Annotated in this window: 17 protein-coding genes; 11 read left to right on the forward strand and 6 right to left on the reverse strand. The window is 66.9% G+C overall.

Annotation, left to right across the window (positions count from 1 at the left end; genetic code table 11):
* Positions 1-5 precede the first annotated feature (5 nt).
* Entirely contained in the window at positions 6-710 is a 705-nt protein-coding gene (locus tag N5D20_RS08575) for a squalene/phytoene synthase family protein (protein WP_053443313.1), read from the forward strand.
* Between the two features lie 88 nt (positions 711-798).
* Here N5D20_RS08575 and N5D20_RS08580 read toward each other — a convergent pair whose 3' ends face one another.
* The 3 genes from N5D20_RS08580 to yidD are packed head-to-tail and all read right to left on the reverse strand — an operon-like array spanning position 799 to position 3249.
* The gene (locus N5D20_RS08580; protein ID WP_197578450.1) at positions 799-1647 is read right to left on the reverse strand and encodes a M23 family metallopeptidase; all 849 of its coding nucleotides are present in this window, start codon (positions 1645-1647) and stop codon (positions 799-801) included.
* Positions 1647-2993 (reverse strand): dihydroorotase, encoded by a 1347-nt coding sequence (locus N5D20_RS08585; RefSeq protein WP_079222527.1) that lies wholly within the window; start codon positions 2991-2993, stop codon positions 1647-1649. The genes N5D20_RS08580 and N5D20_RS08585 overlap by 1 nt, the downstream gene beginning before the upstream one ends.
* 1 nt (position 2994) lies before the next feature.
* Positions 2995-3249, reverse strand: a complete 255-nt coding sequence (gene yidD, locus N5D20_RS08590) for a membrane protein insertion efficiency factor YidD (protein ID WP_197578449.1) — start codon at positions 3247-3249, stop codon at positions 2995-2997.
* Positions 3250-3521: 272 nt separating this feature from the next.
* Here yidD and dksA point away from each other — a divergent pair, with 272 nt between their 5' ends.
* Positions 3522-4751 (forward strand): RNA polymerase-binding protein DksA, encoded by a 1230-nt coding sequence (gene dksA, locus N5D20_RS08595; protein ID WP_197578448.1) that lies wholly within the window; start codon positions 3522-3524, stop codon positions 4749-4751.
* A gap of 558 nt (positions 4752-5309) precedes the next feature.
* Here dksA and N5D20_RS08600 read toward each other — a convergent pair.
* Genes N5D20_RS08600 through cysS form a run of 3 tightly spaced genes read right to left on the reverse strand, consistent with a single transcriptional unit; the run spans position 5310 to position 8436 of the window.
* Entirely contained in the window at positions 5310-6557 is a 1248-nt protein-coding gene (locus N5D20_RS08600) for an MFS transporter (RefSeq protein ID WP_049482302.1), read from the reverse strand.
* Positions 6554-7006, reverse strand: a complete 453-nt coding sequence (locus tag N5D20_RS08605) for a SufE family protein (RefSeq protein ID WP_197578447.1) — start codon at positions 7004-7006, stop codon at positions 6554-6556. The genes N5D20_RS08600 and N5D20_RS08605 overlap by 4 nt, the downstream gene beginning before the upstream one ends.
* A gap of 53 nt (positions 7007-7059) precedes the next feature.
* Complete coding sequence (cysS, locus tag N5D20_RS08610; RefSeq protein ID WP_197578446.1) at positions 7060-8436, reverse strand: cysteine--tRNA ligase; 1377 nt, start codon at positions 8434-8436, stop codon at positions 7060-7062.
* A gap of 188 nt (positions 8437-8624) precedes the next feature.
* On the opposite strand from cysS, the gene N5D20_RS08615 reads away from it, so the two are divergent.
* The 9 genes from N5D20_RS08615 to N5D20_RS08655 all read left to right on the forward strand — a co-directional run bounded on the left by N5D20_RS08615 (position 8625) and on the right by N5D20_RS08655 (position 17491).
* Positions 8625-9194: a hypothetical protein gene (locus N5D20_RS08615; RefSeq protein WP_043400934.1), complete on the forward strand. Its 570-nt coding sequence runs from the start codon at positions 8625-8627 to the stop codon at positions 9192-9194.
* A gap of 318 nt (positions 9195-9512) precedes the next feature.
* Positions 9513-10523 carry an N-acetylornithine carbamoyltransferase gene (locus tag N5D20_RS08620; RefSeq protein ID WP_014037861.1) on the forward strand — a complete coding sequence of 337 codons (1011 nt, stop codon included), beginning with the start codon at positions 9513-9515 and terminating at the stop codon, positions 10521-10523.
* A gap of 67 nt (positions 10524-10590) precedes the next feature.
* The gene (locus N5D20_RS08625) at positions 10591-11781 is read left to right on the forward strand and encodes an argininosuccinate synthase (RefSeq protein ID WP_049435090.1); all 1191 of its coding nucleotides are present in this window, start codon (positions 10591-10593) and stop codon (positions 11779-11781) included.
* Between the two features lie 132 nt (positions 11782-11913).
* On the forward strand, positions 11914-13002 hold the full coding sequence (locus N5D20_RS08630) for an acetylornithine deacetylase (protein ID WP_197578445.1): 1089 nt from the start codon (positions 11914-11916) through the stop codon (positions 13000-13002).
* A 25-nt stretch (positions 13003-13027) separates the two neighbouring features.
* Positions 13028-14356 carry an acetylglutamate kinase gene (locus tag N5D20_RS08635; protein WP_010486643.1) on the forward strand — a complete coding sequence of 443 codons (1329 nt, stop codon included), beginning with the start codon at positions 13028-13030 and terminating at the stop codon, positions 14354-14356.
* A 3-nt stretch (positions 14357-14359) separates the two neighbouring features.
* Positions 14360-14962, forward strand: coding sequence for a GNAT family protein (locus N5D20_RS08640; protein ID WP_010486646.1), 603 nt, complete (start codon positions 14360-14362; stop codon positions 14960-14962).
* Positions 14959-15912 carry an N-acetyl-gamma-glutamyl-phosphate reductase gene (gene argC, locus N5D20_RS08645; protein WP_043400943.1) on the forward strand — a complete coding sequence of 318 codons (954 nt, stop codon included), beginning with the start codon at positions 14959-14961 and terminating at the stop codon, positions 15910-15912. The genes N5D20_RS08640 and argC overlap by 4 nt, the downstream gene beginning before the upstream one ends.
* A 20-nt stretch (positions 15913-15932) precedes the next feature.
* Complete coding sequence (gene argH / locus N5D20_RS08650) at positions 15933-17228, forward strand: argininosuccinate lyase (protein WP_197578444.1); 1296 nt, start codon at positions 15933-15935, stop codon at positions 17226-17228.
* Positions 17228-17491 carry a YciI family protein gene (locus tag N5D20_RS08655; RefSeq protein WP_103281852.1) on the forward strand — a complete coding sequence of 88 codons (264 nt, stop codon included), beginning with the start codon at positions 17228-17230 and terminating at the stop codon, positions 17489-17491. Before argH ends, N5D20_RS08655 begins: the two co-directional genes overlap by 1 nt.
* The last annotated feature ends 10 nt before the right edge of the window (positions 17492-17501 follow it).

Below are 17501 nucleotides of genomic sequence, written 5' to 3' on the forward strand. Positions count from 1 at the left end.
ATGTAGTGAGCAGTACCGCGCTGGACAGTTTCCTCGACAAGTGGCGCAGCCGTTGGCCGGAATGGTCGGTGGCCGCCCCGTTCGTGGCCGAATCGCAACGCGAGCTTGCAGTGGCGTGGTTTGCGCTGCTGCAGGAGTTCGACGACATGCTCAATACCGGCGGCGATCCGTTGCCGGCCGACGCCAAGCTGGCGTGGTGGGGCGAGGAGCTGCGCAGCTGGGCTGCGCACAGGTCGCGCCACCCGTTGGGTCGCCTGCTGGAGCCGGTGCGTGCGCCGTGGGCGCAGCTGGCCGAAGCGCTGCCCGATCTGGTTGAAGCGCGCACGGTCGCGCTGGATGCGGCCGGTGCCGAGCGTGCGCTGGCCAATTACGCCGACGCGGTTGCCGCGGTGGAAGCGGCGCTGTTCAACGACAAGCCGCGCACCGGCGCTGGTCGTGCGGTGCAGCTGCAGACCCTTGCCCAGCGCCTGCAGGATGCCGGCGTGGCCGGTGTACCGCGCAGCCTGCTGGATGAGGATTCCAGCACGGCTGCGCAGCGCTGGGCGCAGTACCTGCTGAAGGGGTGGGGCAGTCGCGTGCCCGGCCCGCGCCCGCGCCGTGTGTGGTCCAGCCTGGCGCGCGCACGCGTGGCGGCGCAGGCCGCAGGCAAGCCGATCGAAGCCACCCCGGTGCGCACCCTGCTGCGCGTGTGGTGGGCTGCCCGCGGTTGATCGATTCTGGTGGGTGCGGACCTTGGTCCGCACGCTCCATGAGGTTGTGCCGACCAAGGTCGGCACCTACCACAGCGCGTTGCGCGCGTTATTTGCGTTCCAGCACCAGCAACGGGTCGATGCGGGTATCGAACCAGTTCATGCCCCAGTGCAGGTGCGGGCCGGTGGCGCGACCGGTGGCGCCGACCGCGGCGATCACCTGGCCCTGTTCCACCCGGTCGCCGACCTTCACGTCGATGCGCGACAGGTGCAGGAAGTTGGAGCTGACCCCGAAGCCGTGGTCGAGCAGCAGCGTGCCACCGGTCAGGTACAGGTCCGGGCCGGCGAAGGTGACGATGCCGGCGGCCGGTGCCTTCACCGGGGTGCCGGTCGGCACCGCGATGTCCATGCCGGAATGACCGGCACCAGGTTGACCGTTGTAGACACGCGCATTGCCGAAGCGGCCACTGATGCGGCCCTGCACCGGCCAGATGAAGGTCTGGGTGAAATCAGTGCGGTCGTCATCGCGGGCACGTGCCGCGGTCACCTGCGCCTGTTCGCGCTTGATCCGCTCGGCAATCGCCGGCGGCGGGTTCACCGTTTTCGGCGGCACGCCGTTGATCCGCTCGGTGGGCCAGTCGCGCGGCGTCACCGCAATGGTCGCCGTCTCGCTGCCACCATCGGGGCGCTGTACCTGCACGCGCAACGGGCCCTTCTCGTCGCGACCGATGCCGAACACCACACTGCCATAGCCGCTCACCCGCAGTTGGCGGCCGGCGTACTGCACGCGGCTGCCGGCGGGCACCTTGCCGATCACCAGCGCGCCCTGCGACGCGCTGGCCGGAAACACCACGCGACTGTCGATCAGGCTGCCGATGCCATCCTGCGCCTGCGCCGCCGGTGCGGTGAACAGGGGCGCGGCCAGCAGCAGCGCCCCGAACAGAAATACCTTGCGCATCAGCGGTCGTAGGTCATGCGCTGGCCGGCCGGTTCACCCACCAGTTTGCTGCCGTCCCACACCAATTGGCCGTTGACCCAGGTCGAGGCCACGCGCGAACGGAAGGTGGTGCCTTCGAACGGCGACCAGCCGCACTTGGACAGCACGTCCTCGCGCTTGACGGTGAATGGCACGTCTTCCACCAGCACCAGGTCGGCGAAGTAGCCTTCGCGCAGGAAGCCGCGTTCTTCCACGTCGAACAGCTGTGCCGGTGCGTGTGCGAACTTCTGCACCACCTGCTCGCGGGTCAGCTTGCCTTCGTGCACGCGCTCCAGCGCGGCCACCAGCGCGTACTGCACCAGCGGCAGGCCCGACGGCGCCTGCGCGTAGGGCTTCTGCTTCTCTTCCCAGGTGTGCGGGGCGTGGTCGGTGGCCAGTACGTCCAGCACGTCGTCGGCCAGCGCAGCGGTGATTGCTTCGCGGTCGGACACTTCCTTGATCGCCGGGTTGCACTTGATCAGGTTGCCCTTGGTCGCATAGTCCGGGCGCGCGAAGTGCAGGAAGTGCACGCAGGTTTCGGCAGTGATCTGCTTGCGGCTGCCGTCGGCGCGGATCAGTGGACCCTTTTCGAACAGCGCCAGCTCGTCGGCGGTGGAGATGTGCAGTACATGCAGGCGGGTGCCGTGCTTGCGCGCCAGCGACATCGCCAGGCGGGTCGACTTGATGCAGGCCTCGCGCGAACGGATGTCCGGATGCATGTCCGGGGTCAGCGCGTCGCCGTACTTTTCCTGGAAGGCCTTCAGGTTGGCATCGATCATCGGCGTGTCTTCGCAGTGCGTGATGATCGGGGTCGGGCATTCGCGGAAGATCGCATCCAGCGTTTCCGGGTTGTCCACCAGCATGTTGCCGGTGGAGGCGCCCATGAACACCTTCACGCCCGGGGCCTTCTTCGGGTCCAGCGCACGGATCGCTTCGAGGTTGTCATTGCTGGCGCCGTGGTAGAAGCCGTAGTTGGCCCAGGCGCGGCCGCGCGCGAGTTCGTACTTGGCTTCCAGGATCGTCGAATCCAGGGTCGGCGGGTTGGTGTTGGGCATGTCCATGAAGCTGGTCAGGCCACCGGCCACGGCCGCCGCCGATTCGCTGGCGATGTCGCCCTTGTGGGTCAGGCCCGGTTCGCGGAAGTGCACCTGGTCATCGATCATGCCAGGCAGCAGCCAGCGTCCGGCCGCGTCCACCACCTGCTCGCCATCGCGCGGCGCCAGCCCACTGCCGATCTGCGCGATGCGGCCGTTCTCGATGCGCAGGTCGCCGTCGAAGGTGCGGCCTTCGTTGACCATCCGGGCGTTGGTGATGAGGGTGGAGGACATGTCAGTGTTTTCCTGTGCAACGGCAAGAGGGGGCGTGGTTGGATTCGGGCACCGGGTCGAAGCCGCCGGGGTGGAACGGGTGGCAGCGGCCCAGCCGGCGCGCAGCCAGCCAGCTGCCGTGCAGCGGGCCGTGCCGCGAGATGGCTTCCATCGCGTATTCAGAACAGCTCGGCACGAAACGGCAGCGTGGCCCCAGCAGGGGGCTGATGAAGCGCTTGTAGAAGCGCAGCAGGGCAATGAGCAGGCGCGAGATCACCCAGTCATCTTATGCCAGTTGGCATGAAGGCCGCATTTGTGCAGGATGGGCCGTTGGTCGCATGTCGCCGATGGCCTGCGACCGGTACCAGCACCTTCGGGTGCTGGCCAGGTTCCGTACCGCGCAAGGCGGTCCGTGTTCGTCGGACTGCCTCCAAGGGCGCCTTGACTCCAGGACTGAATGGAGCAGGGGGTCGAGGTTGCTGCTGCGGGTCGGGTAGGCTATAAAGGCCCGCTTTCCCGGGCCTCGGGGAATCCAAGGAAGAGCGTTTCGTGGCTGCTAAAAAAACTGCAAAGAAGGCCGCAACGGCCGCCAAGAAAACCGCCAAGCCTGTTGTGAAGAAGTTGGCGGCAAAGCCCGTTGCCAAGAAACCGGCCAGCAAGCCGGCGACCAAGGCAGCGTCCTCGCAACCGGCGGCCAGGAAGGCCACCGCAAAGAAAACGCCGGTCAAGGCAACCAAGCCGGTGGCGAAGAAGGCTGCTGCGCCCGCCAAGGCCAAGCCTGCCGCTGCCAGCAAGAAGGCGCCGGTGATGAAGAAGGCCGCCAGCAAGGCCGCGCCGGTGAAGAAGGCCGCCGCCAAGCCGGTGGCGAAGAAGGCCGTAGCCAAGCCGGCGCCGAAGGCGGTGGTGAAGAAGGCTGCGGTCAAGCCGGTCGCCAAGCCTGCGGCAAAGAAGGTCGCTGCAGCTAAACCGGTTGCCACGCCTGCCGCTGTAAAGAAGGTTGCCAAGAATGTTGCCGCGCCGGCCGTCAAGCCGGCCCCGGCCCCAGTAGTGAAGTCCGCACCGAAGCCTGCTGCCAAGCCGGCTCCGGCCAAGCCTGTCCCGGCCAAGACCGTGGCAGTGGCAGCAGCCCAACCGGCTTCCAAGCCGGCCCCGGCCGCCGCTCCTGCCGCTTCGAAGGCCCCGCAATCCAAGAATCCCGTGCCCGTTTCGAAATCGCCTGCCAAAACCGCCGTGAAATCCGATTCCGCCCCGAAGACCGTGTCGCGCCCTGTCGGCAAGGTTGCCGTGGCCGTCGCCGCCCGCTCGGCTGCACCGGCCCCGCGCAGCAAGTACAAGGTGGTCGAGTACAAGACCGACGAGGCCACCGGCCGCCCGATCCTGCCGGCTGGCTACAAGCCGTCCTCGGAAGAGGAATACATGAGCCCGCTGCAGCAGGAGTACTTCCGTCAGCGTCTGCAGAACTGGCGCGCGGACCTGGTGGAAGAGTCCAAGCAGACCATCGAGAATCTTCGTGAGGAAGTGCGTGACATCGGCGACGAAGCCGAGCGCGCGACCCGCGAGACCGAGAACTCGCTGGAACTGCGTACCCGCGACCGCTACCGCAAGCTGATCGGCAAGATCGACAGCACCCTGAAGCGCCTGGAAGCGGGCGACTACGGTTACTGCGTCGACACCGGCGAAGAAATCGGCCTGGAGCGCCTGGAAGCGCGCCTGACCGCCGAGCGCACCATCGACGCCCAGGAGCGTTGGGAGCACCTGCAGAAGCAGCAGGGCGACTGATTCCTGCTCGTTGTATGGTCATGCGAAAAACCCGGCCTCGGCCGGGTTTTTTGTTGGGTTCGAGTTGGCTGTGTAGAGCAGCGCCTTCCGGGTATCGGGTGGAGCCTGCGGGTGGGGCCGGGCAGGACACGCTGCAAGTACATCCCTGTAAGCTCGGCCGCGGCATCCATGCCGCGGACGGTCCCGCCCGGACCCACCCGCAGGCTCTCGACGGTTTCCTGCGTGCGCGGCCGATGTAGAGTCGAGTCCACGCTCGGCTCAGGCCGACAGGAGCGGTCATGCGTGCGCTCGCGGCTGTTGAGTCCGCCTTGTAGCGAGCCGAGCACCGCAGGGGAATCAGGGGCGAAGAGGCGCGGGTGTCCGAGCGAAGCGAGTTCCGCGCCGTCCCCTGATTCGCCGAGGAGCGCAGGGCACCGGTGCGCAGCACCGGCTCGCGGATGGCGGAGCGTTTCTTTGGTTACTTTCTTTTCGCGAAAAGAAAGTGACAAGCCCAATCATCGAGGGAGAGCAACGGCCCCAGCCAAACGCCCGGCGCCGCCGAATCCGCTGTTCGCAGCGTCACTGCAGGTCGCGAAGATTCAGTTTCCGCAATGTCGGGTTCTTCCACGCCGTGATCCCGGCCACGCTCAGCACCGCGAACCCACCCAGCACCACGGCCGGCACCAGGCCGAGCAGCTTCGCCATCGTGCCGGCATAGAACGCGCCCAGCTCGTTGGACGAACTGATGAAGATGCCGTTGATTGACGACACCCGTCCGCGCATCTCTTCCGGCGTGGCCAACTGCAGGATGGTCGATCGGATCACCACCGAGACGCCATCGAAGGCCCCGTAGAACAGCAGGATCAGCGCCGACAGCCAGAAGTGCTGCGACAGGCCGAAGCCGATCACGCACAGGCCGAAACCGGCCACCGCGAACAGCAGTACGCGGCCGGCATTGCGGTGCAGCGGGTGGCGGGCCAGCCACAGGCCCACGCACACCGAACCGAGCGCCGGCATCGCGCGCAGGATGCCCAGGCCTTCCGGGCCGTGGTGCAGGATTTCGTGCAGGAACGCCGGCAGCATCGCCACCACGCCGCCGAGCAGGACCGAGAACATGTCCAGCGCCATCGCCCCGACCATGATCCGGTTGCCGACCACGAAGCGCGCGCCTTCGGCGATGCTCTTGAAGATCGGCGCGGCGGGACCGGTGTGCACCGGTTCTTCCACCTTCAATGTAGCCAGGCAGGCCATCGCCACCAGCGCAAAGGCCGTAGCCACCGCGTAGGAGAGGCCCTTGCCGCCGAAGCCGACCAGCACGCCACCCAGTGCCGGACCAGCCACCATGCCGGCCTGGAACACCACCGCGCCGAGTCCGGCGCCGCGCGCGAACTGATCGCGGGCCAGCACGCGGGCGAACAGCGCGTTGTAGATCGGCGACAGGAAGGCGCGGACCATGCCGGTCAGGGCAATGGCTGCATAGATGGGCCACACGCCTTCAAACGGCAGCCAGCCCTTGGCCACGCTGGTCAGTACCAGCGCGGTGGCGATCAGCCCGGAACAGGCCGCCATGCCCAACCGGCGCCGCGGCAGATGGTCGACCAGGTAGCCGGCGAATGGCGCCACGCAGAAGAACGGCAGCACCTCGGCCAGGCCGATCAGGCCCAGCGAGAACGGATTGCGGGTGACTTCGTAGATGTGCCAGCCGACGGTGACTGCCACCACCTGGTAGGACAGCATCGCGAAGATGCGGTAGGCCAGCAGCTTGGCGAAGCCGGGCCGGGACAGCAGGCCCAGCGCGGTGTCTTCGGCTGTGGCAGGCTCGCTCACGACGGGTCGCGCTGCAGCTGGGCCTGCGCGGTCTCGCGGATGAAGGCCAGCATCGCCGCCACGCCGTTGCTGCGGGTGGGGGAGAGGTGTCGGGCCAGGCCGATGTCCTGGATGTAGCTGGGCTCGGTATCCAGGATCTCCTGCGCCGAGCGCCCCGAGTACACGCGCAGGGCCAGGAAGATCAGGCCGGAGACGATGGCCGAATCACTGATGGCGTGGAAGCGCAGCGACTGTGCGTTGCCTTCCGGCACGATCCAGACCATCGACTGGCAGCCGAGCAGGCGGTGCTCTTCGGTCTTCCATTCTTCCGGGAAGGCGGGCAGCTTGCGGCCGAGGTCGATCAGGTACTGGTAGCGCTCGGACCAGTCGCCGAAGAAGCCGAATTCCTCGGCGATGGCGGCCTGGGCCTCGGCAGCGGTGGGTTCAAGCGGGAACGGGGAGTCGGTCACAACAGTCTCTACGGTGGGGCGTGGCCGGCGTACCGGCCACGGGGCAGGGCAGGTCAGCCGCGCTTGCGCGACCAGCGCACGCCCTGCGGGGTATCTTCCAGCACGATGCCTTCGGCGGCCAGCTGGTCGCGGATGGCATCGGAACGGGCGAAGTCGCGCGCCTTCTTGGCAGCGGCACGCTCGTCGATCAGGCCCTGGATGCGGGCATCGTCGCCGTCATCGCCAGCGGCGGTGCCGAACCACTGTGCCGGGTCGGCCTGCAGCAGGCCCAGGGCCAGGCCGGCACCGAGCAGCTCGCCCTTCAGGCGCGCCTGTTCGGGCGGGTCGGTGGCTCGGCGTGCGTCGGCAGCGATGCGGGCCACTTCGGCCAGCGCCTGCGGGGTGTTCAGGTCGTCATCCAGGGTCGCCTCGACCGTGGCCGGGATCACCACGACCGCCTCGACCGACGCCAGTTCGCGCAGGGTGCCGTACAGGCGATCCAAGGTGCGCACCGACTGCTCGATCAGGCCATCGGACCAGTCCAGCGGCTGCCGGTAGTGGGCCGACAGCAGGGCCAGGCGCAGCGCTTCCGGCGGATGCTGGCGCACCAGGTCGTGCACGCGCTCGATGTTGCCCAGCGACTTGCTCATCTTGGCGCCGCCGAAGTTGAGCATGCCGTTGTGCAGCCAGAAACGAGCGAAGATCTTGCCGCCGTGGGCGCATTCGCTCTGCGCAAGCTCGTTTTCGTGGTGCGGGAACTGCAGGTCGACGCCACCGGCATGGATGTCGATAGTCTCGCCCAGATGAGCGGCGGCCATTGCCGAGCATTCGATATGCCAGCCCGGACGGCCACGACCCCAGGGCGACGCCCAGCCGGGCAGGTCGTCGCTGGACGGCTTCCACAGCACGAAATCACCCGGGTCGCGCTTGTACGGGGCCACGTCGACGCGGGCGCCGGCCAGCATTTCGTCCGGGTCGCGGCGCGAGAGCTTGCCGTAGCCTTCGAAGCTGGCCACCGCGAACAGCACGTGGCCTTCGGCGGCGTAGGCATGACCATTGGCGATCAGCTGCTCGATCATGGTGATGATCTGCGGAATGTGCGCGGTCACCTCCGGCTCGATATCCGGCGGCACCACGCCCAGCGCGGCCATGTCTTCACGGTAGGCGGCGGCGAACCTGTCGGTGATGGTGCTGATCGGCACCCCCTGCTCACGCGCGGCGGTGTTGATCTTGTCGTCCACGTCGGTGATGTTGCGCGCGTAGCGCAGGCCACCGAAACGGCGCCGCAGCAGGTCGGCCAGCACGCCGAACACCACCGGGCCACGGGCGTTGCCGATGTGCACGTAGTTGTAGACCGTGGGGCCGCACACATACAGGGTCGGACAGGCCGGGTCGAGCGGGGTGAACGGTTCGAGCTGGCGAGTCAGGTTGTTGTGCAGGCGCAGGGTCATGGGGCTGTGGCTGGGGGACAAGCCTGTGATTTTAGAACGTGTCGGCCCCCTTTGGGGGCACCGCCTGCCACCGGTGGACGCCGGGGCCATCCAAGGTGGGGTGGGCAGGAGCAGCGTGGACGGGTAATGTTCAGCCCCTTGCGCTCGCCACTGCCTACACTATTGCCGTGTCCTTGCTCCCTTCGCCAATGAAATCCACCGCGTTGCTGACCCTGGCCTGCCTGTCGGCGCTGGCCGCCGTGGCCCAGGCGCAGGAGGCCGAGCCCCGCAACCGGGTGGTGATCGTGGAGAACGTGAAGTTCGACTACGCGCAGGTGCTGAACGTCGAGCCCGTGTTCCAGACCCTGCGCGCGACCCGCACCGAAGAACACTGCGAGCCGGTCTCGACCCGGACCCTGGCGCCGGTCAATGTCACCGGCGAGGAGCCGGTTGAGGACAAGGGCCGGATCAGCCGCTTCTGGGACTCGGTGCGCTCGATGTTCAAGCGCAGCGATGAAGAGGTCTCCGAGGACACCGCCGCCGAGTCACCCGCCCCGGCGCCGGCACCGGCCAACAATGGCCCGATGCTGACCCGTGACTGCCGTATCGTGCCGGTGGGGCGTGAATTCCGCAGGCCCATCGCCTACGACGTGGATTACGTCTACAAGGGCACCAAGTACCGCTCACGGCTGCCGGAAGACCCCGGCAACCGGCTCAAGATCCGGGTGTCGATCACCCCCTGGGTCGGCCCCGAGCAGGGCGCCACGGGCAATCCCTGATTCTGCGACCCCGGCCCCTTGCGTCGGCCCCGGCCGCATGCAAAGATGGTTGACCATGAAGCTCACCGACTTCCAGCACGACAGCAGCGCAGCCCGACAGGCGTCGGGCATGACCTCGCGTGCGCGTCGACCGGAACCCCACATTCTCGCTGGGTAACCGGAGCTTTTTGCTGTTCGTCCGAAAAAAACCCAGCCGCCCGGCTGGGTTTTTTCGTTTCTGCGTTCTGAAAGCTGCAACTGCAACCTTTTCGTTCCACCTTTGCTTCCTGTTTTCCCTTCCACCGCGTCGAACCCGGCGCCGCCACGCAAGGAAAGATGATGTCCCCCAAGCACTTCCTGAACACCCAGGACTGGAGCCGCAGCGATCTCGACGCGCTGCTGACCCAGGCCGCGCTGTTCAAGCGCAACAAGCTCGGCGACCAGCTCAAGGGCAAGTCGATCGCGCTGGTGTTCTTCAACCCGTCCATGCGCACCCGCACCAGCTTCGAACTGGGCGCGTTCCAGCTCGGCGCCCACGCGGTGGTGCTGCAGCCGGGCAAGGATGCGTGGCCGATCGAGTTCAACCTCGGCACGGTGATGGATGGCGATACCGAAGAGCACATCGCTGAAGTGGCCAAGGTGCTGGGCCGTTACTGCGACATCATCGCCGTGCGCGCGTTCCCCAAGTTCATCGACTGGGCCTACGACCGCCAGGACATCGTCCTCAACAGCTTCGCCAAGTATTCGCCGGTGCCGGTCATCAACATGGAGACCATCACCCATCCGTGCCAGGAGCTGGCCCACATCATGGCCCTGCAGGAGCACTTCGGCACCCAGGACCTGCGTGGCAAGAAGTACGTGCTGACCTGGACCTACCACCCCAAGCCGCTGAACACCGCCGTGGCCAACTCGGCGCTGACCATCGCCACCCGCATGGGCATGGACGTGACCCTGCTGTGCCCGACCGCCGACTACATCCTCGACGACCGCTACATGGGCTGGGCCGAGCAGAACGTGGCCGAGAGCGGCGGTTCGCTGAAGATCAGCCATGACATCGACAGCGCCTACGCCGGCGCCGACGTGGTCTATGCCAAGAGCTGGGGCGCGCTGCCGTTCTTCGGCAACTGGGAGCCGGAAAAGCCGATCCGCGACCAGTTCAAGCACTTCATCGTGGACGAGCGGAAGATGGCGCTGACCAACAACGGTGTGTTCAGCCACTGCCTGCCGCTGCGCCGCAACGTCAAGGCCACCGATGCGGTGATGGATTCGCCGCAGTGCATCGCCATCAACGAAGCCGAGAACCGCCTGCACGTGCAGAAGGCGATCATGGCCGCGGTTGCCGGGCGCTGATTGTTTTTTGATCAAGCATCAGTCGAGCATGGCTCGACTCTACACAACCTGATTGGACATTACCCCCATGAGCAAAGACGTCGTTCTCGCCTTCTCCGGCGGCCTGGATACCAGCTTCTGCGTGCCGTACTTGCAGGAGCGCGGCTACAACGTGCACACCGTGTTCGCCGACACCGGCGGCGTGGATGATGAAGAGCGCGATTTCATCGAAAAGCGCGCCGCCGAGCTGGGCGTGGCCAGCCACGTTACCGTCAACGGTGGCCCGGCCATCTGGGAAGGCTTCGTCAAGCCGTTCGTGTGGGCCGGTGAAGGCTACCAGGGCCAGTACCCGCTGCTGGTCTCGGACCGCTACCTGATCGTCGATGCCGCGCTGAAGCGTGCCGCCGAACTTGGCACCAACATCATCGCCCACGGCTGCACCGGCATGGGCAACGACCAGGTCCGCTTCGACCTGGCCGTGAAGGCCCTGGGCGACTACCAGATCATCGCGCCGATCCGCGAGATCCAGAAGGAACACACCCAGACCCGCGCCTACGAGCAGAAGTACCTGGAAGAGCGTGGCTTCGGCGTGCGCGCCAAGCAGCAGGCCTACACCATCAACGAGAACCTGCTGGGCCTGACCATGTCCGGCGGCGAGATCGACCGTTGGGAAGCCCCGGGCGAGGGCGCCCGTGGCTGGTGCGCACCGCGGAGCGAGTGGCCGGAACAGGCCCTGACCGTGACCCTGAAGTTCGTCGAAGGCGAAGCCGTCGAACTGAACGGCAAGGCGCTGCCGGGTGACCAGATCCTGGCCCAGCTCAACAAGCTGTTCGCTCCGTACGGCGTTGGCCGCGGCGTCTACACCGGCGACACCGTGATCGGCCTGAAGGGTCGCATCGTGTTCGAGGCGCCGGGCCTGGTCTCGCTGCTGGCCGCGCACCGCGCGCTGGAAGACGCCGTACTGACCAAGCAGCAGAACCGCTTCAAGCCGGACGTGGCACGCAAGTGGGTGGAGCTGGTGTACGAAGGCTTCTACCACGACCCGCTGAAGACCGACATCGAAGCGTTCCTGAAGTCCTCGCAGGCCAAGGTCAACGGTGAAGTGGTGCTGGAAACGCGTGGTGGCCGCGTCGACGCAGTGGCGGTGAAGTCGCCGCACCTGCTCAACACCAAGGGTGCCACCTACGCGCAGTCGGCCGACTGGGGCGTGGAAGAGGCCGAGGGCTTCATCAAGCTGTTCGGCATGAGTTCGACGCTTTACGCGCAAGTCAACCGCTGAGCGGTTGACCACGCATTCCGTCTTAACCCTGCGCCGTTGGCGCGCCCCCTTCAACAAGAAGGGGGCTCTCCACCAGACGCATTACGGTAGCGCCGGGCCATGCCCGGCGGAATTCCACAGGATCTTTGATTCATGCTTGAACAGACGATCTCGCACCTGCAGGCGCTGGTGTCCTTCGACACCCGCAACCCGCCGCGTGCGATCACCACCGGTGGCATCTTCGATTACCTGCGCGCGAACCTGCCCGGCTTCAACGTCGAGGTGATCGACCACGGCGCCGGTGCGGTCAGCCTGTACGCCGTGCGCGGGACGCCGAGGTACCTGTTCAACGTGCACCTGGATACCGTGCCCGATTCGCCGCACTGGAGTGCCGACCCGCACGTGATGCGGCGCCTGGACGACCGCGTGGTCGGCCTGGGCGTGTGTGACATCAAGGGCGCGGCCGCCGCACTGGTGGCCGCAGCCAATGCCAGCGACGGTGACGCGGCCTTCCTGTTCTCCAGCGATGAAGAAGCCAACGATCCGCGCTGCATCGCCGCGTTCCTGGCCCGCGGCATTCCGTACGAAGCGGTGCTTGTGGCCGAGCCGACCATGAGCGAGGCGGTGCTGGCGCACCGTGGCATCAGCTCGGTGCTGATGCAGTTCGCTGGCCGCGCGGGGCATGCCTCGGGCAAGCAGGATGCCGCCGCCAGCGCGCTGCACCAGGCCATGCGCTGGGGCAACCGCGCGCTGGACCATGTGGAATCGCTGGCGTCTGCGCGCTTCGGCGGGCTGACCGGCCTGCGCTTCAACATCGGTCGCGTCGAAGGTGGGATCAAGGCCAACATGATCGCGCCGGCCGCCGAAGTGCGTTTCGGCTTCCGTCCGCTGCCGTCGATGGACATCGATGGCCTGCTGGCGACCTTCGCCGGTTTTGCCGAACCGGAAGCCGCGCTGTTCACCGAAACCTTCCGTGGCCCCAGCCTGCCGGCCGGTGACATCGCCGAGGCCGAGAACCGCCGCCTGCTGGCACGCGACGTGGCCGATGCGCTGGAGCTGCCGATCGGCAATGCCGTGGACTTCTGGACCGAGGCCTCGCTGTTCTCGGCCGGTGGCTACACCACGCTGGTGTTCGGCCCGGGTGACATCGCCCAGGCCCACACCGCCGACGAGTTCGTGACGCTGGAGCAGCTGCAGCGCTACACCGACGCCGTGCACCGCATCATCGCCGCCGGCGCCTGATTCTTCCCTTTCCGACGAAACCGAAATGTCTCCTGCCCTCCAGCCCCACCGCCAGACCCGCCAGACCATCGTGCGCCTGCTTTCCAGCATGGCCAGCGCGAAGGAGATCAGCCAGTACCTCAAGCGCTTTTCGCAGCTGGATGCCAAGCGCTTCGCCGTGGTCAAGGTCGGCGGCGCGGTGCTGCGCGACGACCTCGACGCGCTGACCTCCTCGCTGTCGTTCCTGCAGGAGGTCGGTCTGACCCCGATCGTGCTGCACGGCGCCGGCCCGCAGCTGGATGCCGAGTTGTCGGCCGCCGGCATCGAGAAGCAGACCGTGAACGGCCTGCGCGTGACCTCGCCGGAAGCGCTGGCGATCGTGCGCCGGGTGTTCCAGCAGTCCAACCTGCGCCTGGTCGAGGCGCTGCAGCAGAACGGCGCGCGCGCCACCTCGATCACCGGTGGTGTGTTCGAGGCCGAGTACCTGGACGTGGACACCTACGGCCTGGTCGGCGAGGTGAAGAAGGTCAACCTGGCGCCAATCGAGGCCAGCCTGCGCGCCGGTTCGATCCCGGTCATCACCAGCCTGGGTGAGACCGCCGGCGGCCAGATCCTCAACGTCAACGCCGACTTCGCCGCCAACGAGCTGGTGCAGGAACTGCAGCCGTACAAGATCATCTTCCTGACCGGCACCGGCGGCCTGCTGGACGAGCAGGGCAACGTGATCGATTCGATCAACCTGTCCACCGAGTACGACCACCTGATCGCGCAGCCGTGGATCCACGGCGGCATGAAGGTGAAGATCGAACAGATCAAGGATCTGCTTGATCGCCTGCCGCTGGAATCGTCGGTGTCGATCACCCGTCCGGCCGACCTGGCCAAGGAACTGTTCACCCACAAGGGCTCGGGCACGCTGGTACGCAAGGGCGAGAAAGTACTGCGCGCCACCGCCTGGGACGAACTGGACCTGCCGCGCCTGAAGGGCCTGATCGAATCCAGTTTCGGCCGCACCCTGGTGCCGGACTACTTCGAGAAGACCAAGCTGTTGCGTGCCTATGTCAGCGAGAACTACCGCACCGCGGTGATCCTCACCGACGAGGCAGAGGGCGTGTACCTGGACAAGTTCGCCGTGCTCGACGACGCGCAGGGCGAGGGCCTGGGCCGCGCAGTATGGAACGTGATGCTGGAGGAAACCCCGCAGCTGTTCTGGCGCTCGCGCCACGGCAACCCGATCAATCACTTCTACTACGCCGAGTCCGATGGCTGCTACAAGCAGGATCAGTGGAAGGTGTTCTGGTTCGGTGCCGATGGCATCGACCGGATCAAGACCTATGTCGATCATTGCGCGCAGCGCACCCCGAGCCTGCAGGGCTGAGCGATGAGCAACCTCGATGCCTGGAACACGGTTCCCACCCTGCGCGGCCAGCACGTAACCCTGCAGCCGCTGCAGATGGAGCACGTGCCGGGCCTGCGCGATGCGCTTGAAGGCAGCGGCCTGGACCAGCTCTGGTACACCCAGGTGCCGTCACCGCAGCGGGTCGAGCACTATGTGCAGGCCGCGCTGCAGGCGCAGGCTGAAGGCAAGGTGCTGCCCTTCGTGATCCGCGATGCGGCGGGTGAGATCATCGGCAGCACGCGCTTCTACGACATGGATGCCGGGGTGCCCAAGCTCAGTCTCGGCTACACCTGGTATGCGCCGCGTGTGCAGCGCACCGGCGCCAACACCGAAGCCAAGCTGTTGCTGCTGCAGCACGCCTTCGAGGCCATGGGCTGCATCAGCGTGGTGCTGGAAACCAGCTGGTTCAACTTTACTTCGCGTACCGCCATCGCCCGCCTCGGCGCCAAGCAGGACGGCGTGCTGCGCAACCACAAGCGGCATGCCGACGGCACGCCGCGCGACACCGTCATCTTCTCCATCATCGATGCGGAATGGCAGGGCGTGAAGCGCCACCTGCAGTACCGCCTGGACAGTCACGCATGAACGATTCGACTTTCACCCTGGGTATCGTCGGTGCCCGCGGCCATACCGGTGCCGAGCTGATCAAGCTGGTGGCCGCCCATCCGCGGCTGAAGCTGGCTTTCGTCTCCTCGCGCGAGCGCGCCGGGCAGCGCCTGTCCGATCACCATCCGGAATTCCAGGGTGACCTGCAGTACGAGAACCTGGACGCCGACGCGGTGGCCGCCAAGGGCGTGGATGCGGTGATCCTGGCCCTGCCCAATGGCCTGGCCGCGCCGTTCGTGGCCGCGCTTGAAACCGCGAAGCCGGACACTGTCATCGTCGATCTCTCGGCCGACTACCGCTTCGACAACAGCTGGTACTACGGCCTGCCGGAGCTGACCCGCGGCCGCTACAACGGCCAGAAGCACATCAGCAACCCGGGCTGCTATGCCACGGCAATGCAGCTGGCGGTGCATCCGCTGCTGGACCTGCTGGCCGGTCCGCCGCAGTGCTTCGGTGTCTCCGGCTACTCCGGTGCCGGTACCACGCCGTCGGACAAGAACAACGTTGAACTGCTGGCCGACAACCTGATGCCGTATGCGCTGACCAACCACGTGCACGAGCGCGAGGTGTCCGTGCAGCTGGGCGTGGCGGTCGAGTTCATGCCGCACGTCGCGCCGCATTTCCGTGGCATCACGCTCACCGCCAATCTGTGGCTGAACCGGGTGCAGACCCGCGAGCAGATCGTCGAGCGCTTCCAGCAGGCCTATGCCGGCGAACCCCTGATCGAAGTGGTGGATGAAGCGCCGTGGGTCAGCCGCATTGCCGGTCGCCACGGTGCCCAGGTCGGTGGCTTCACCCTGGCCCCGGGCGGCAAGCGGGTCGTGGTGGTGGCGACGCTGGACAACCTGCTCAAGGGCGCGGCCACCCAGGCCATGCAGAACCTCAACCTCGCGCTGGGCATCGACGAACTGACGTCGATCCCGCACTGAACACGCATTCCGGAGCCCCCATGGCAGACCTTCTTTGGCAGAAGCCCGGCGTCGCCGTCGACGCCCAGATCCAGACCTTCCTCGCCGGCGACGACGTGATCCTCGATCGCGAGTTCTTCCTGCACGACATCGCCGCCAGCGCCGCGCACGCACAGGGCCTGCAGCACATCGGCATCCTCAGCGCCGACGAGCTGGCCGGCCTGCTGCGCGAACTGGAGATCCTGGCGCAGGACTTCCGCGAAGGCCGCTTCGTGCTGGATACGCAGTACGAAGATGGCCACTCGGCGATCGAAGCGCGCCTGACCGAACGCCTCGGCGACGCAGGCCGCAAGATCCACACCGGCCGCAGCCGCAATGACCAGATCCTGGTCGCCACCCGCCTGTGGCTTAAGGAGAAGCTGCAGCGCGTGGCGCAGCTCAGCGCCGAGGTGGCCAAGGTCGCACTGGACCGCGCACAGGCCGAGAAGGACCTGACGATTCCCGGATACACCCACATCCAGCGTGCCGTGGTGTCCTCGGCCGGCATGTGGTGGGCGGGCTGGGCCGAGGCCTTCATCGACAATGCCATCCGCGCCCGTGACACCCATGCACTGATCGATGCCAACCCGCTGGGCACCGCCGCCGGTTATGGCGTCAATCTGCCGCTGGACCGCGAACACACCACGGCTGCGCTCGGTTTCGCGCGCATGCAGATCTCGCCGATCTACGCGCAGCTGTCGCGCGGCAAGTTCGAGTTGGCCGCACTGGAAGCGCTCGGTGGCGCCACGCTGGACCTGCGCCGCATCGCCTGGGACCTGTCGCTGTTCACCAGCGCCGAGTTCGGCTTCGTCGCGCTGCCGGCGCAGTACACCACCGGCAGCTCGATCATGCCCAACAAGCGCAACCCGGATGTGATCGAGCTGATGCGCGCCACCCATGCCAGCGTCGCCGCCGCACGCACTGAGATCGAACAGCTGCTGTCGCTGCCGTCGGGCTACCATCGCGACCTGCAGTCGTCCAAGGGCGCCATCTTCCACGGCTTCGGCCGCGGCCTGGCCGCGCTGGAGCTGCTGCCGGCGCTGCTGGCCAACCTGGAGTGGCGTGACGACAGGCTGCGCGCAGCGATCGACTCGGGCATGTATGCCACCGACGTTGCCGTGGAAGCGGCCGTGGCTGGCGTGCCGTTCCGCGAGGCCTACAAGGCCGCTGCGGCCGGTGCCGATAGTGCAGGGCAGGGGCGCACGCCGGAAGGCAGCCTGGCCGCCCGTGTGTCGCCGGGGTCGGCGGCCGACCTGCGCCTGGATGAACTGCGCGCGCGCTGGCAGGCGCTGTCCTGATGGCGGGCACGGTCTACCTGGTGCTGGCCATGCGCCGGCCCGATTTCAATGCCGCTGCCGTGCAGCCGCACCGTGACTTCCTCGATGCGTTGCAGGCGCAGGGCAAGCTGCAGCTGACCGGCGGCTTCGCCGATGGCAGCGGTGGCGCCTATGTGCTGTGCAACGTGGACAGCCTGGCGCAGGCACAGGCCATCGTCGCCACCGATCCGCTGGTGACGATGCAGGCCTCCGACCTGACCGTGCACGAATGGAACACTCGCTGAGAGCCTGACC

The organism is Stenotrophomonas sp. GD03877 (assembly GCF_029840555.1).
In the GTDB taxonomy this organism is placed as follows: Bacteria; Pseudomonadota; Gammaproteobacteria; order Xanthomonadales; family Xanthomonadaceae; genus Stenotrophomonas; species Stenotrophomonas geniculata.